This window comes from Gimesia aquarii (assembly GCF_007748195.1).
Classification (GTDB): Bacteria; Planctomycetota; Planctomycetia; order Planctomycetales; family Planctomycetaceae; genus Gimesia; species Gimesia aquarii.
Genome location: NZ_CP037920.1, coordinates 4783657 through 4799565, shown reverse-complemented (window position 1 = coordinate 4799565; position 15909 = coordinate 4783657). Strand labels below are relative to the sequence as shown.

The 15909-nt window shown below is 45.3% G+C and carries 13 protein-coding genes; 1 reads left to right on the top strand and 12 read right to left on the bottom strand.

What is annotated here, in order from left to right; all coding sequences use genetic code 11:
* Positions 1 to 13: 13 nt before the first annotated feature.
* On the bottom strand, positions 14 to 1216 hold the full coding sequence (locus tag V144x_RS18585) for an efflux RND transporter periplasmic adaptor subunit (protein WP_144986965.1): 1203 nt from the start codon (positions 1214 to 1216) through the stop codon (positions 14 to 16).
* Between the two features lie 497 nt (positions 1217 to 1713).
* On the opposite strand from V144x_RS18585, the gene V144x_RS18580 reads away from it, so the two are divergent.
* A complete protein-coding gene (locus V144x_RS18580) occupies positions 1714 to 2664 on the top strand; it encodes a sugar phosphate isomerase family (protein ID WP_144986962.1) in 951 nt (316 codons plus the stop codon).
* A gap of 91 nt (positions 2665 to 2755) precedes the next feature.
* Here V144x_RS18580 and V144x_RS18575 read toward each other — a convergent pair whose 3' ends face one another.
* From V144x_RS18575 to tpiA, 11 genes are all read right to left on the bottom strand, one after another.
* The gene (locus V144x_RS18575) at positions 2756 to 3160 is read right to left on the bottom strand and encodes a bifunctional nuclease family protein (protein ID WP_144986960.1); all 405 of its coding nucleotides are present in this window, start codon (positions 3158 to 3160) and stop codon (positions 2756 to 2758) included.
* A 155-nt stretch (positions 3161 to 3315) separates the two neighbouring features.
* Positions 3316 to 6240 carry a valine--tRNA ligase gene (locus V144x_RS18570; RefSeq protein WP_144986958.1) on the bottom strand — a complete coding sequence of 975 codons (2925 nt, stop codon included), beginning with the start codon at positions 6238 to 6240 and terminating at the stop codon, positions 3316 to 3318.
* A 164-nt stretch (positions 6241 to 6404) separates the two neighbouring features.
* Positions 6405 to 7979, bottom strand: a complete 1575-nt coding sequence (gene cimA / locus V144x_RS18565; protein WP_144986956.1) for a citramalate synthase — start codon at positions 7977 to 7979, stop codon at positions 6405 to 6407.
* A 466-nt stretch (positions 7980 to 8445) separates the two neighbouring features.
* Positions 8446 to 10740, bottom strand: coding sequence for a DNA translocase FtsK (locus tag V144x_RS18560; RefSeq protein ID WP_144986955.1), 2295 nt, complete (start codon positions 10738 to 10740; stop codon positions 8446 to 8448).
* 502 nt (positions 10741 to 11242) lie between these two features.
* Entirely contained in the window at positions 11243 to 11869 is a 627-nt protein-coding gene (locus V144x_RS18555) for a phosphopantothenoylcysteine decarboxylase domain-containing protein (protein ID WP_144986952.1), read from the bottom strand.
* Between the two features lie 49 nt (positions 11870 to 11918).
* On the bottom strand, positions 11919 to 12458 hold the full coding sequence (coaBC, locus tag V144x_RS18550; protein ID WP_144986950.1) for a bifunctional phosphopantothenoylcysteine decarboxylase/phosphopantothenate--cysteine ligase CoaBC: 540 nt from the start codon (positions 12456 to 12458) through the stop codon (positions 11919 to 11921).
* Positions 12459 to 12495: 37 nt separating this feature from the next.
* The gene (locus V144x_RS18545) at positions 12496 to 12774 is read right to left on the bottom strand and encodes a DNA-directed RNA polymerase subunit omega (RefSeq protein WP_144986948.1); all 279 of its coding nucleotides are present in this window, start codon (positions 12772 to 12774) and stop codon (positions 12496 to 12498) included.
* A complete protein-coding gene (gene gmk / locus V144x_RS18540) occupies positions 12758 to 13360 on the bottom strand; it encodes a guanylate kinase (protein WP_144986945.1) in 603 nt (200 codons plus the stop codon). Before gmk ends, V144x_RS18545 begins: the two co-directional genes overlap by 17 nt.
* Before the next feature lie 66 nt (positions 13361 to 13426).
* On the bottom strand, positions 13427 to 14311 hold the full coding sequence (locus tag V144x_RS18535; RefSeq protein WP_144986944.1) for a YicC/YloC family endoribonuclease: 885 nt from the start codon (positions 14309 to 14311) through the stop codon (positions 13427 to 13429).
* Between the two features lie 84 nt (positions 14312 to 14395).
* Positions 14396 to 14956 (bottom strand): preprotein translocase subunit SecG, encoded by a 561-nt coding sequence (gene secG, locus V144x_RS18530; protein WP_144986942.1) that lies wholly within the window; start codon positions 14954 to 14956, stop codon positions 14396 to 14398.
* A 167-nt stretch (positions 14957 to 15123) separates the two neighbouring features.
* On the bottom strand, positions 15124 to 15897 hold the full coding sequence (gene tpiA, locus V144x_RS18525) for a triose-phosphate isomerase (RefSeq protein WP_197998505.1): 774 nt from the start codon (positions 15895 to 15897) through the stop codon (positions 15124 to 15126).
* Between the last annotated feature and the right edge of the window lie 12 nt (positions 15898 to 15909).

The following is a 15909-nucleotide window of genomic DNA, read 5'->3' as shown; positions in this document are numbered from 1 at the left end:
AAGATGGTCTAAATCACAAATTCGTTTTCTGCGGCAAAGGCAGTGGTGATTGAAGAACCTCGTCCATGGGGACTTCAACGGGAGTGACTGTTTGACCTTCATCGACAAGTCGATTTCCAAGCGTTATCACGAGATCTCCCGAATTGATTCCAGAGAGAATCTCGACCAGTTCACCATCATTGATGCCGACTTCAATATTACGGATTTCAGTAACCGGCGGGTTTCCATCAATAATATAAACTGCTGATCCAGGCCCATCTTTGCGGCGCGTCAGAGAAGCAACTGGTAGTACTTTGGCTTTGTGACGTTGTTCAAACACAATTTGAACACGTGCATGCATGCCCGGTTTCAATGAGAAATCTTTGTTGGGGATTTCGATGTATACCGCAGCAGTCCGCGTCTGTGGATCCAACACAGGTGCTTTGCGTAAAACATGGCCGGAAAATGTTCTATCGGGGAAGGTGTCTACGGAAATGACAGCTTTCTGGCCGAGTTTGACATCTTCATAATCTTTTTCGATGATGTGCACGATCGTGCGGACCGTATCCAGATTGACAATCTTCATCAAAGCAACGTCGGGTTTGGCCAAATCGCCAACGTCAACCAGACGTTCTGCCACAAAGCCGTTTGTCGGAGCCAGGATTTGGTTTTCCTGCAGACGCAGGCGGCTTTGCTCAAGCCCCGATTCTGCCTGTTCAACTCTTGCTTGTTCGAGTTCCGTCTGCGCTTTCGCGATGGCCATATTCGCGACCGCTTCTTCCATTTGCTGTACCGTGCTGACTCCTGTTTTTTTAAGCAGTAATAATCTCTCATGTTCTTTTTGAGTCAGTTCTTGAGCGGTGATTTGTGCCTTCAACTGTGCTTTCGCAACTGTGAGTGCGGCTTTTGATTTAATGACCATTTCCTGGTTTTCAGAGTCATCTAACTCCAGAATGATATCCCCTGCCTTAATTTGATCTCCTACATTAAATGGCATCGATTTAATGTACCCGCTGTGCTTGGTCCGAATCTCAACCTGTGATCCAGCTTCAAGATTGCCTACGAGGTTAATGCGCTTTTCAAGAGATTTTTCGGTGGAACGGGTCACCTGCACGGCAATGGGTTGGGTGATGATGGTTTTAGGAGCCGTCTGAGTCTCTTGTAGAGACTGTTCATAAACTAACCAGCCAATAATCATAGCCAGAGCTGTACAGGCTGGGGCAATCAGTACTTTCATCGTTTTTATTTCTCCGGTTGGATGAACCGCAGCAAGGGAGGTTATTCAATAGAATATCCATCGGACTATACAGGGATCGCTTTCAATCCCAAAAAAGTAAGTCTGGACATTTATCAATAAAAGCCCCTTGTTTATGACAACAGAGAGGACTCTGTTGTTCAATCAGGCAGGTTGATAATTATCGTAAAGATAAAATATTCGGTTTGTAAGGAAGGTCATTTTCAGGCAGGATTGATTGCTTGGGAGAACAATCAATTCAGCAAATCTATTAGAACTATTTCGATGAGAGAATTCAAGATGTTTATCGGACTTAAAGTGTTGGTTTAATTATTCTTTTGTTTATGAAATCATAGCCTTTTGTTTCCTGTTTTCATTTTCTGTCTATGCTAAAATCCACGCCTGAAACCGAATTTTGAAATAATCGTTAGAAATTAGGAGTTTTTGACGTTTTCCAGAGTTTGAAAAAATTGTGAGTTTGGATTGAGAAGGGAACAGTTATGGATTTAATGAGTACGATTGCCGGTTCCATGATGGAAGGTTATTTTCCAGCTGGCTGGGATCTGGCAAAAATTGATCAATGCATGAATGCGGATCCGGCGTCCATTACAGATCGCCAGTCCTGGTGGCACAAAGACTTCGAACCAGTAATGTGTGGAAGTGTAACCGACTTCGATACAATTATGGGCCATGAAATTGCATTAACGATTAAGCAGTCACGCGATGCAGGAGAGAAACTGGCGTTGATTCTGCCTGTGGGACCAATGGGTATGTATCGTTGGGCTGTTTTCTTTCTGAAAGAGTGGGGCGTTTCCTGCGATCATGTTTATGGATTCAACATGGATGAATGGAGTGATGCGGATGGAAACACGTTACCTCCTACCAATCCGGGAGCATTTCAGTTCGCAATGAAGGATGCCTTTTATGGCCCCCTGGGTGATTTGACTGTTCCTGAGAACCAACGACACTTTGCTACCGCAGATGTACTACCAACCTATGCCGATAAAATTGGTGAGTTGCGATCAGCGGGTGCAAAACTGGGCGTGATTTTTGGCATCGGTCGAGTTTGCCACATCGCGTTCTGGGAACCTCATTTTGCAGGTGAGTTCAATTCTGAAGAGGAGTGGCAGGCTCAAACTCACCGGATCGGTGCAAAATTGCATCCGCTCACCATCGAACAGAATGCAGTGACAAGCTTCAAAAGTCGCACGACTCTCGTGCCTGCATATGCTAACACGATTGGCCCTGGCTGTTTCCTGAACGCCGATAAGATTATCGGTGGCTGTGATGGGATTTTCTCACGGGGGATGCAGTGGCAGGGAATGAGTGTCTGGATGACATTACGACACGAACCGACGAGTTGGATTCCTTCCACATACATGACAAAGCAACCCGGTCGTCTGATTATTTTAGATGAATTGGCTGGACCATTGGTTGCGGATTGCAACTAGTAGATACTGAAAATCGATACAAGGCTCTTCCGAAGGTCGTAATTGGAAGAGCCTTTTTTTGTAGCAGTGTACTAAGAATTCCTGAAGTGGTTTACTTGGAAGTCTGCTCCAGCACGGATTCATGGACGAAGATCGGCACTGGCGGATCGTAATGAATTGATAAAGCAATTGCGTCACTCGGGCGACTATCGATTTCCACTAATTCTCCATTCTGATCGACCCGCAACATTGCATAGTAAGTGTGGTCTTCCAGATGTGTGATCACAACGTCAGTGAGTCTCCCACCCAGTGATTCAATCGTATTTTTTAATAAGTCATGTGTTAAGGGACGCTGAGGTGAGAATTCCTGATTCACACGACGGTCAATGGTAGTTGCTTCAAAAATACCAATCAGGATCGGAAAGATACGTTCCCCATTCACTTCGCGCAGATAAATCACCTGCTGGTCACCAATCTCGCTGATAATAATGCGAGATAACTCCATTTCAACAAGCAAGAGAACCTCCTGTGGTCGGGCAGAGAAAATAACACAGCCAACCAGAATGAGTTAAATATTCCTGAATCAGAACGTCTTTATTTTAGTGTCATTATTATACACCGCCCAATGGCAGCACAACAGGATTCTAATGAAATGATAGCCGGAAACTTTCACTATTTTTCTTTTAATTGTGCGATTGTCTCGAGGATACTTTGATGTTTTTTTTGTAATCCAGCTAGGGTTTCTTTTACACCCTCAACGACTTCAGCCGGCGCTCGATCAACAAAGTTCTTGTTGGCCAGTTTTTTCTCAGTTCCTTCGATGTGTTTCTTTTGTTTTTCTGCTTCTACTTCCAGGCGTTTCAGTTCTGCTTCTAAATCAATCACACCTTCCAGTGAGATAAAGCCATCTACATCATTTAGCGAAAACGTGGCCGAACCGCTGGGACGTTGTACGTCAGCCCCGGCCGACTCCAATAGTGTTTTAGCTAAATTATCAAATTGGCTGGCAACATTTTGCATGTCATCAGCCACCTCAGATTCACAGCGTAGGAATAGTTTTAGTGATACTGAAGGTGAGATTTTGTAAACGGCACGAATATTACGAACGGCGACGATCATTTCCTGCAGACGTTCGAAGCGTTTTTCCAACTGAGAATCTTGCCAGTTTTTTGGTGGTTCTGGCCAGTCAGCGATCGTCACACTTTCTGCCGCCGGTTCTGGATTGAATAATCCGCGTTCGGGGGAAATCTCATTCAAACGTTGCCAAAGCTCTTCAGTAATGAATGGTACAAAAGGCTGGAGCAGCCGCAGTAGTGAATCGAGTACGCCTACTAATACTCGCTGAGCGGCTGGTTTTTGATCTTCATCCCAGAGACGGGGTTTAATCATTTCCAGGTACCAGTCACAAAATTCGTTCCAGGTAAAGTCGCGAATGGCGCGAGTTGCGACATCAAATTGATAACGATTTAAAACGGTTGTCATTTCTTCTGCAACACTGGAGAGACGGCTCAAAACCCAGCGGTCTTCCATTGTTAAATCAGCTTCATCTAATGGAGCAGGGGTGTATCCTTCAAGATTGAGCATTGCAAAGCGGCTCGCATTCCAGAGTTTATTGCAGAAGTTTCTGCCATACTCAAAACGTTCACTCACGATGCGGGCTACTTTTTCTCCTGGATCGGGGTCAAACCAGGGACTGGTGTACTGATACGTTTTTCCGCTCTTAGGGAATTTGATACGTGGTTTCTCACCACCCGCGGGAATGGTTTTCTGATGTTTCAGAGTTTGAGGGACAACTTCACCAGTTTCCGGATCTTCGTATCCGACGGGCAGTCTGACATCCTGAGTTTCTCCAGCAAATGAGGCGATTGTAAACCGCACAGCATCGACGCCGTATTTATCGATGAGGTCCATCGGGTCTACGCCGTTTCCTTTTGATTTGGACATTGTCTGACCAAAACCATCGAGAATTTTAGGATGGATACAGACATGTTTGAAAGGAATGTCGTCCATATTATAGAGACCGGTCAACACCATTCGGGCAACCCAGAGTGTGATGATATCCCGGCTGGTGACGAGAACACTTCCCGGGTAAAAGTAATCCAGGTCCGGATTTTTATCAGGCCAGCCAAGTGTGGCATGTGGCCATAAGGCGCTGCTGAACCAGGTATCCAGCACATCTTCATCCTGCGTTAATTGATGGTCGGCTCCCAGCTCATCACTTTTTAGATCAGTTTCACTACAGATGAGCCAACAGGTATCTTCATCATCACGCCGGTAGCTCACATCATAGCGATCATCAAATGCCTGTTTGAGATCTTCCTCAGAACAGGTTTCACAATACCAGATTGGGATACGGTGTCCCCACCAGAGTTGACGGCTGATGCACCAGTCTCGTTTTTCCTTGAGCCAATCAAGATAAGTTTTGGAATAACGACTGGGGAAGAATCGCACACGACCATCTTCAACAGCATCGATGGCCGACTGAGCCAAGGTGTCCATTTTGACAAACCATTGATCCGACAAATAAGGTTCGATCGGAGTTTTCGAACGGTCGCTATGTTTGACAGGAATCAGACGGTCTTCCACTTCAATGAAGAAGCCCAATTGATCCATATCAGCGACGATTTTTTTGCGTGCTTCATAACGATCTAGGCCTGCATAGTCTTCACCGGCTTCGTTGATGGTTCCGTCAGGATTGAGAATGTTGATCAATTCCAGATCATTTCGCAATCCACAAGCATAGTCATTCGGATCATGGGCGGGAGTGACTTTGACGGCTCCGGTTCCCAGATCTTTATCTGCCAGTAAAGCGTCTGCGATAATCGGGATTTCACGTCCGTTTAATGGAATGCGTACGTTTTTTCCAATTAAATGAGTATACCGCTCATCTGAAGGATGCACACAGACCGCGGTGTCACCGAGCATCGTTTCAGGGCGTGTGGTGGAAAAGGAAATCCGTTCATCACTATCGACTATCGGATATTGGAACGTCCAGAACTGTCCATCGACATCTTCTGAAAACACCTCATCATCGGCAACAGCGGTTTGCAAGAATGGATCCCAGTTTACCAGGCGTTTACCACGAAAAATCAGACCATCAGAAAAGAGTTTCAGAAATGTGCGTCTCACTGCTTTGGAGCACATCTCATCCAGTGTGAAACGCGTACGCTGCCAATCGCAACTGGCTCCCAGTTTACGTAATTGATTTAGAATTCGTTTTTCATACTGGTCTTTCCATTCCCAGATACGTTCTACTAATGCATCACGTCCGATATCGTGGCGAGTCAGATTTTCTTCTTCTTTCATGCGACGTTCAACAACTGCCTGTGTCGCGATGCCAGCATGATCGGTTCCTGGCATCCAGAGCGCTTCATATCCTTCCATCCGACGCCAGCGGGTAATCAGATCCTGCAGAGTTCCATTCAACGCGTGCCCCATATGCAGGGCACCTGTAACGTTGGGAAGAGGAATCATAATCGTGTGTTGTTGTTTTTCCGGGTTCGGTTCGGCGTGGAAATAGCCTTTCTCTTCCCAGAATTGATACCATTTCTCTTGTGCACTCTCAGGATGATATTGTTTGTCAAGCGATTCGGTCATGAGTTACTATTGAGTCTTGTTTGAAGTTTGAGGGACCTGATTGATGTATGAGTATCATTCGTCAATGAATAGAGCCTGTCGGAGCAGCTAAACATGACTGATCAGACTCAGATATAGCAAAAATAGTTGTTGCGGGCATTATTGACGGTCGCGGTTTCTTCATTCTAGTCGGAAAAAGTTCCTTTATCCTTATAGAGCTTATATTCGACGCTATCTACGAGTGCCAGCCAACTCGCTTCGATGATATTTTCACTGACTCCGATGCTGCTCCAGACATCATGTTCATCTCTACTCTCAATGACTACTCGTACGCGGGCGGCAGTGCCTTCTGCAGAGTTGATGACACGTACTTTGTAATCAACCAGATGCATCTTTTCGAGTGCTGGGTAAGCAGGGCAGAGGGCTTTGCGGAGTGCCGTGTCTAATGCGTTGACAGGACCATCGCCTTCGCCGACAACATGTTCCTGATGACTGTTGACGTTTAGTTTAATGGTCGCTTCTGTAAGCGGTTCATGAGTGTGATCTGATTCAACGTTGACTCGATAATGAATCTTCTCGAAGTGAGGTGTGAATGTTCCTGCGACTTTTTTGACGAGCAGATCGAACGAGGCTTCCGCCGCTTCAAACTGATAGCCGATGTTTTCCAGATCCTGAACTTTTTCCAAGATTTTGGTAAGAAGCTCTGGATCATGATCGAGTTTATATTTTGTCGTTTTTGCGACAATGTTGGAACGGCCGGACAGTTCACTGACGAGTACTTTCCGTTCGTTACCTACCACTTCCGGTTCGATGTGTTCGTAACTTCTGGCGATACGATTGACGGCGTGAACGTGCATGCCGCCTTTGTGTGCAAAGGCACTACTGCCAACAAACGGTTGGCTTGATCGAAAATTCATATTAGCCAGTTCGTAAACATAGCGCGATAGTTCGGTCAGATTATGTAAATTGTTGTCAAGTAGAACCGAATGACCTTCCTGTTTTGTGACCAGATTGGCGATCACACTAATCAGATCAGCATTTCCACAGCGTTCGCCGATTCCATTGATCGTTCCCTGAACTTGTACGGCTCCATGCTCTACCGCAGTTAATGAGTTAGCTATTGCGACATCACAATCGTTGTGACAGTGAATGCCCAGGGGGGTATTCAACTCACTTCGAACGAGGTCGAGATATTTGGCAATGACTTCAGGCAGACTTCCGCCATTCGTATCGCAGGGGATAATGATATCTGCGCCACCTTCGGCAGCTGCCTTAATCGTTTTTAAAGCATAATCCGGATTCGCTCGAAATCCATCAAAGAAGTGTTCCGCGTCATAGATCACTTCACGTCCGCATGATTTGATGAAGGAGACTGAATCTGTAATCATGGCCAGATTCTCTTCGAGACTCACCCGTAGAACTTCTGTGACATGCAAATCCCAAGTCTTACCGACGATAGTGACAACGGGTGCCTGGGAGTCGCGGAGTGCCTGCATGCCAACATCATCTTTTGCGGCAATATCTTTACGACGTGTCATTCCAAAGGCTGTGACTTTAGCGTGTTTCAGATCCATTTCTGCGACGCGCTGGAAATATTCTGTGTCTTTGGGATTTGAAAGAGGATAGCCACCTTCAATATAGTCAAAGCCCATTTCATCAAGCTTTACGGTAATTTGCAGCTTATCTTCCAATGAGAAGTTGATGCCTTCTCCCTGGCTGCCATCCCGCAAAGTTGTGTCATACATCTGAATTCGGGCCATCTTTAGGGGCTTTCTTTTTCTGTTATTCTTTGAAAATTGAAGAGTCGCTGGTTGATTTAGACTGTATCCTATTCGAGCCACACTAAATGCTAACGTTTTGTACTATGAAATGATCTCCTGTTATTTTCTTTCAGGTTATCTTGTCACAGTCCTTAATGAGTCTTGGTCAATGCAATAAAAAAACCTCAGGTTGTGACCTGAGGTTCTGAAAATCTGTTAAATTGATAATGATCCTCAAGTCATAGTGAGCCTGTAATTTCGCAAATAATAATAATGCTGCTGACGCAGACGATATTTGAAACAGGCATCATTGACGAAAAGACCTTCAAATCCTAGTGAAAATGGCTAATTATGCGCTTTGTAATGGAAAGATCATAAGCAGAGCGGCTGTGGTAGTCAAACAGAATTTACGACTTCAGACATCTTTTAAGGCAATAAGTAAAGAAGAATAGGGCGAAATGCCACGTTATACGAACTCTTCTTCGTATTCTTCTTCTTCATAATCGTCTTGGAAGTCGTTTTGCTTCGCGGCTTCCCATTCATCGATTGTATACAAGACTTCACGTGCCTGTGAGCCGTTGTACTCACCGACAATACCATCTTCTGCCATGTAATCGATCAAACGGGCACCGCGACCATAGCCTACCCCAAGGGCTCGTTGTAATAGAGAAACAGAGCCGCGACCTTCGCGAATAACGACTTCAACTGCCTCATTATACAGGCTGTCCTCTTTACGTTCAGAGTCACCACCATTATTCTTCTTTGAGTTTGCAGCTGTGATTTGAGCCAGTTCAGGACTGTATTCTGGTTCCATATCGCCAAAGAAGTCAATTACATTTTCGATTTCTTCATCACTCACGTAGGCCCCTTGAGCACGAGTCAGTTTACTGGTTCCGGGAGCCAGGTAGAGCATATCACCATTGCCGAGCAGAGCATCAGCACCATTTTCATCCAATACCACACGGCTATCACCACGGCTGGCAACCTGAAACGAAATTCGGGCAGGGAGGTTAGATTTAATCAGCCCTGTAATGACATCGACGGTTGGTTTTTGAGTTGCGAGTACCAGGTGAATGCCCACAGCCCGCGATTTCTGAGCCAGACGGATAATGTGTGCTTCCACATCTTTACCTGATGTCATCATCATATCAGCAATTTCATCCGCAACGATCACGATGGAAGGCATTTTTTCTGGCATTTGCTGTGCTTCTTCTGAATCAGGATCAATGTCAGCCAGCTCTAAGATTTTTTGTTTTCCGAGTTTGTTGAAGCTTTCAATGTTTCGAGCACCACAACGCGCGAGAAGGTCATAGCGTTCTTCCATTTTGTCGACAGCCCACGCCAAAACCGCTTCCGCTTTTTTCATATCGGTAATTACGGGGTGCATCAAATGGGGAATTCGCTTGTAACCACTTAACTCCACCATTTTGGGGTCGATCATCAACATCTTGACTTCGTTGGGAGTCCGCGTCATCAGTAACGAAAGAATGAGTGTATTGAGACAGACACTTTTACCTGTTCCGGTACGTCCTGCAATCAATAGATGAGGCAGTTTCGACAGGTCAGCAGTCAGAGGGCGGCCACTCACGTCTTTACCCATGAAAAGTGGAATTCGATTGCGATCTGCTTCTTGAGAACAGGCCTCAATCAGTTCTTTCAAACGTACCATGACCTGCTTTTCATTAGGAACTTCGACACCCACTGTATTTTTTCCAGGGATAGAAGGCACAACTCGCACTGATGGCACTCGTAAAGCGACCGCGAGGTCATGAGCCAGTGCTGTCACTTTGGCAACACGTAATCCAGGTTTCAAATTGAGTTCGAATAGAGTTAAAACTGGACCGGTATCGATTTCAGAAACTTGAATATCCAAGCCAAAATCGGCGAATGTATTCTCCAGAACTTCGGCTGCTTCTTCCGCTTTTTTCGCTAATAACTCAAATGGAAAGTTTTCTGCTTCTTCCAGGAGTTCTAACCCGGGCAACTTATACGAGCTGTTTTTTTTTTGCTCGATGGGTCGAGGCTCGCGTGACAAGCGAAGGCCCGCTGGTGGATTTACTTTGATCGGTTTTCGTACTTTGGCTTTTTTCAGTTTTGGAGCGGCAACGACTTCTTCTTCATACTCTTCCTCTTCATCTTCAGCGATGACATCTTCGTCCTCGTCCTCTTCATATTCTTCTTCAGCCGCTTCCTCAAATTCTGAAGTGTCGCGGCTTAAAACTCGAAACGGAAATGAGAGACAGGAAAAAAGAAACCGGACAGGCATCGTATCGGCTGTTAATAAGAGCCCTGCAAAAAACATGGAAGCTAACAGAATTAAGGAACCAGCAACAGAAAATTTTGCTTCCAAAAATGAGAATCCAAGTGCACCAATATAACCACCACTACCAATAAGAGGTGTCGTGCTGTTATTGCCTAACATCATTTGACTGACAATACAGACCGAGGCTAAAATCAGCGCAAGTCCAAAGAGTTCTACCATCGCGCCAACTGCCTGTTGACGTGAAAACATACGCATATCAATTACGATCAACGCTAGAAAGATTCCCCAGGCACCTACACCAAAGCCAGTTCGCAAAAGATGAGCGACATGGGCTCCTGTAGTTCCACATAGATTTTGAGCAGCTTCACGGACAGGGTAGACCAGTTGCGCAGGAGGATCAGCGGGGTCATAGCTGAAGAGACTCAGTCCGAGAAAGACTGTGACTGCCAGCAACCCGAGCGCAATTAAATCTGTTTTGAACCGTTGAATGTCGATCATGACGACCAACCTGCAAATCTATACAAAAAATGGAGACCAATTTATTTTAAAAATGGAATCAACGGCGCGTAAAGCGAACGCAAAAAAGTGCTTACTTTTTTCAGAAGGCATTAGATTTTTGCATGGAAAGAAAATTGTTCCCGTTTGTGAGTAAACCCAAGAACATCAACAAACGGGAACATTTTCACGACTATTGTCTCAATCAGGGGGAATTGAGACGTACCAAACAAAAGTATGGTTTCTGCTAGATGTTGATTTCCTTAACTATTCAAACCTAGCACACGAACGACGGTCATGTCGGAAAAACTCAACAAACTATGTTGCGTTTCTGCCTCATACGCGCGGGTTGGTCGGGTTAGAAAAGACAGTCGAAGTTGAAAGGACTGGTTGTGCGGATAGGACAGATTATAACGTTTGTCATTTCTGGTACCGGGGCTTCTGAGTTCAGGTCCTGTTGCCGTCCCCTGTTTCTATCATTAGATTGATAGCATCGGCTTTCACATTATTTTCCAGCGATGTGTGCTTGTACCCAGGAGATGAGTGATTCTGCTACCAGAGATTTCTCACCAGAATAAGTGGCGACGGTTTCCTGGCTTTGATCGATGACTTCCACATAATTTTCATTGGAACCGATGGCATTCACGCCGTTGAGGACAATCGCATCGCATTTTTTGCTGTAGAGTTTGCGGACTGCATTGAAGCGAGCATCCTGTGACTCCAGAGCAAAGCCTATCACCCAGCGGTGGCCTTTCTGTGTCCCCAGTTCGGCTAGTACATCAATCGTTTCTACCAGTTCCAAAGTGATCGCTTCACCGGTTTTGGCGATTTTACCTGGCTCTCGGGTTTTAATCTTATAATCACAGACTGCTGCTGTTCCGATAACCCCATCACATTCAGGGAAGAGGTTTTCGCATTGGGCATACATCTCATCAGTCGTTTCCACATGGTAGACTTCACATCCTTCCGGTGGAGGCAGTCTGACCGGTCCAGATACAAGGGCAACTTCATGTCCGGCTTGAATCGCAGAATGTGCCAGAGCATATCCCATCTGGCCACTGCTGGCGTTGGAAAGATAACGTACGTCATCAAGATATTCACGGGTGGGGCCAGCAGTGATAAGAATTCTCATGAGTTTCATTTACTTCAAGCGAATTGAAAATGACCAGGAATGTCTTGAATCAATTTAGTAATTCTTCAATTCGTGTTAAAATCTCTGCGGGCTCTGCCATGCGGCCTTTTCCAATGACACCACAACTGAGCCAGCCTTCTCCCGGCTCTACGATATGAATTCCATCCTCTTTGATCTGGCTCAGATTGCGCTGCACCGCAGGTTTGGCCCACATATCCGCGTTCATCGCCGGAGCTATCAGGATAGGAGCAGTACAGGTTAATGTAAGTGTTGAAAGGAGATCCTCGGCCAGACCATGAGCAAGTTGAGCAATGACATTTGCTGTTGCCGGTGCGATGACAAAAAGTTCCGCTCGGCGGGCCAGGCCAATATGCTCTCCCTGGAAATGTTCTCTAGGGGAAAAACTACCTTGGTATACCGGACGATCAGTTAATGCTTCGAACGTAGTTGCTCCAATAAACTTTTCGGCCGCCTTGGTCATTACAACACTGACAGCCGCCCCTTTCTGGACCAGTTTACTGGTAAGGTCAGCTGTCTTATAAGCGGCAATCCCGCCTGAAACACCTAATAAAATTTCACGCCCCTGCATGGGTAGATTTCCGGAGCAAATGGACCTGATGATTCAATTAAATCAGATCTTCGAGTGTAGGACCTGCATCATCAAATTCGACTGCATCTAATGGACTTCCATCATCATTGATCGCAACTTCGCCTGATTGATCCAGATAGATCTTATCTTCCATGATCTCTTTGACGACCACTTCAATATGATTTTTAGTTTGCATCTCAACCAGTGGTCGTGCCCCTCGGTTGAGAGCGACGATTCGTTTCTGAATAAGCGAAGACAATTTAAACCGACCGCCAACTTTGTTAACGATCTCTTCTTCCTTAAATTCTTCCAGCATTGATTTCTTGCTCCCGTTGTTTCAGGATGGTGCCAATTTTATTGACAGCCCGATCCAGTTCGTCATTAATAATGACATGATTATAATACTCGGCCAGCTCCAACTCCTTGCGGATCGTTGCGAGCCGTTTTTCGATAATTTCTTCTGATTCCGTTCCTCGATCCCGAATTCGCTTTTCATATTCTTCATCAGAACTTGTTCTGACAAACAGCGTCATTGTCTGTGGAAACTGTTGTTTAAGCTTCAATGTACCTTGAACATCTATTTCGAGAAAGGGCCAGCCACCTTCTTTGGCTGCGCGATCTACTTCCGATTTTAACGTACCGTACCAGTATCCCAACCCATGTACCTGTTCGCACTCAAGTAATTCGTTATTTTTCCGTCGTTCCTCAAATTCTTCTGGCGTCAGGAAATAGTAGTCCTGGCCATCAATTTCTCCGTTACGTATTGGACGGGTCGTGGCTGAGATGGCTTTGATCAATTTGACAGGAGACTCCTGTAATAGCCGTTTTACGATCGTGGTTTTACCGCTGGCAGTCGGTCCAGAGAGTACGACGATTGGTATTTCTGCTTGAGGATTTGACACGTTACAAAACTCCAGAGCGATCCCTGTGTCGTCTCGATATTCAATATTTATGGACAAATTTATATGTTATTCTACGTTTTGAACGTTTTCTCGAATCTTCTCGACAGCAAGTTTCATCTCGATCACAGCATGCGAGATTTCAACATCATTGGCTTTAGATCCGATGGTATTGATTTCTCGAAACATTTCCTGAACCAGAAACTCCAGCTTTTTACCCTGGGATGTTGAGCCGTTCAATATTGTATCAAATTGTTCCAGGTGGCAATCCAGACGACTGAGTTCTTCATTGATGTCAGAGCGATCTGCAAACAGGCTGACTTCCCGAATCAGGCTGTCTGAATCAAGGTCGACTTCCTGGTCTTGGAGCAAATCGCTTAGTCTCTGATGCAAACGATCTCGATAGTTGGTAACGACACGTGGCGCAATTTCTTTTACGATCTTTAGTTGTTCACAGATTATCTGATTACTGGCAAGAAGATCGGCTTGTGCTGACTCACCTTCCTTTTTGCGGAATTCTGTTAAATCTTCCAATGCTTCCCGAAGTGCTTTTTCGATCAGTGGCCAATCCGATTCAGGTGTGTGTGATTTCGAGTCGTTGTCAAGAACAGCCCCAGGCAAGGAAAGCAGACTATTAAGATCATCCGGAAGTGGAAGGTGACAGGCCTGAGTGATATTTTTCAGCTGTTCCCAATACTGTTTGACAACCTCTTCATCCAGTAAATAATCACTCGTTCGATCAAGATGATTGATTTTCAGTGTGAGATTAACCGTTCCGCGCGTAATCGAACTTCGCAATTGCTTTTCAATCTGACTGCCAAGCTTTGCGTAAAAATCCGGGTAACGGGTCGATATTTTTAAATAACGGTTGTTGACAGTTCGAATTTCAGCTTGGACCGATAATCGGTCATCTTCTGCTGTCGAACTTCCAAAACCAGTCATGCCTAGCAGCACAACACACTCTTTTCTGAAAACAGGAATCGATGGAAGTTAAGAGAACAGTCTCTCATTAAATTGATTTCATTTATGCCGCGAAGACTAGTTCGATTTTGGTTCAGACTTAGGCTTCTCAGTTTCTGCAGGGGTATCCTGTTTTTTCTCTGCAGGTGTAGTGGCATCTTTGGGTTTGGCTGTATCCGTTTTTTCTTCTGATTTCGTTGTGGATGATTTTTCGTCAGCTTTTGGAGCTGGTTTTGTCTGTGACTCTGAGGGAGCCTCAGCTTCTTTTTTGTCTTTGAGGTCTGTATTGAATTTTGGATCTTCTGGTGCTTCAGTCATTGGTGGATCCTGAGCATTCTCTTCACCTGGCTTCATTTCTGTTTTATCAGAAGTCACAGCCGCAGAGCCTCCTGTAAACCTGCCAGAATTATTTCTGGCCACGATTCCGGATACACCAGCTAAGATGACCCAGATGACTGCCATGATGACTGTGATTTTGGTAAACACATCACCGGCTTTGGTTCCTAAAGCACTCTGTCCACCAGAGCCACCGAAGGCACCTGCCAATCCACCACCGCGTCCTTTTTGTAGCAGGATAATGATGATCAAAAGAATCCCTAAGAACATCAACAGGGTCATCATCAAGTATGAAAGCAGCATTGTGTTATCCTATAGTGGCGATTTCAAATGAAATTTATTTAATATAGTGTGGGCGATTTTCTGAGAAGAAACGATAATTTCAGCGTATCATACCTTAGTAAGCTACGATCTGTAAATCGATTCTGTAACTCGAGTAGAGACGAATCGAGAGAAATTGCCAGCTTAAATTAACTCTCTGCTAGTTCAACGGCTGCCTGAATAATAGGGATAAAAAGCTCAGCTTTCAAGCTGGCTCCCCCAACCAGGGCTCCATCCACATTTTCCTGAGAGAGTAATTCTTTCGCATTATCAGGTTTGACGCTGCCCCCATAGAGAATTCGCGTTGAATCAGCAATCTCTGCAGAGTAGTGATCTTTGAGCCAGTTTCTGAGATACTGATGGGCCGCTTCTGCCTGATCGGGAGTGGCAGTCAAGCCAGTTCCGATTGCCCAGACTGGTTCATAAGCAATCACAATTTTGTCGAAGGCAGCTGAGTTAACACCTTCCAAGCCACCTGTCATCTGGGTGTCGAGGACAGCCTCGGTCTGTTCAGATTCACGTTCACTTTGCAGCTCTCCGACGCACAAAACAACCTGAAGTCCTGCATCGAGGGCTTTTTTTACTTTTAAATTAATATCAGCGTCAGTTTCTTTGAGGATATGTCGTCGTTCACTATGTCCCAGTATGACTGAGCGACAACCCACATCAGAGAGCATTTCAGTTGAAATTTCGCCCGTGAATGCCCCTGGCGATTCATGATAACAATTTTGAGCACCAAAACCGACTCCCGTTCCATTTACGATATCACCGATTGTGCTCAGGTAAGGAAAGGGAGGGCAAACCAGCACTTCAACTGCTGTCTTTTCTTTTGGAACTTCAGCTGCCAAAGCTTGGGCCAATTGTGATCCGGAGTCTTTGGTAGTATTCATTTTCCAGTTACCAGCTACAAGAAAGCGACGCATGATTTATCCTGT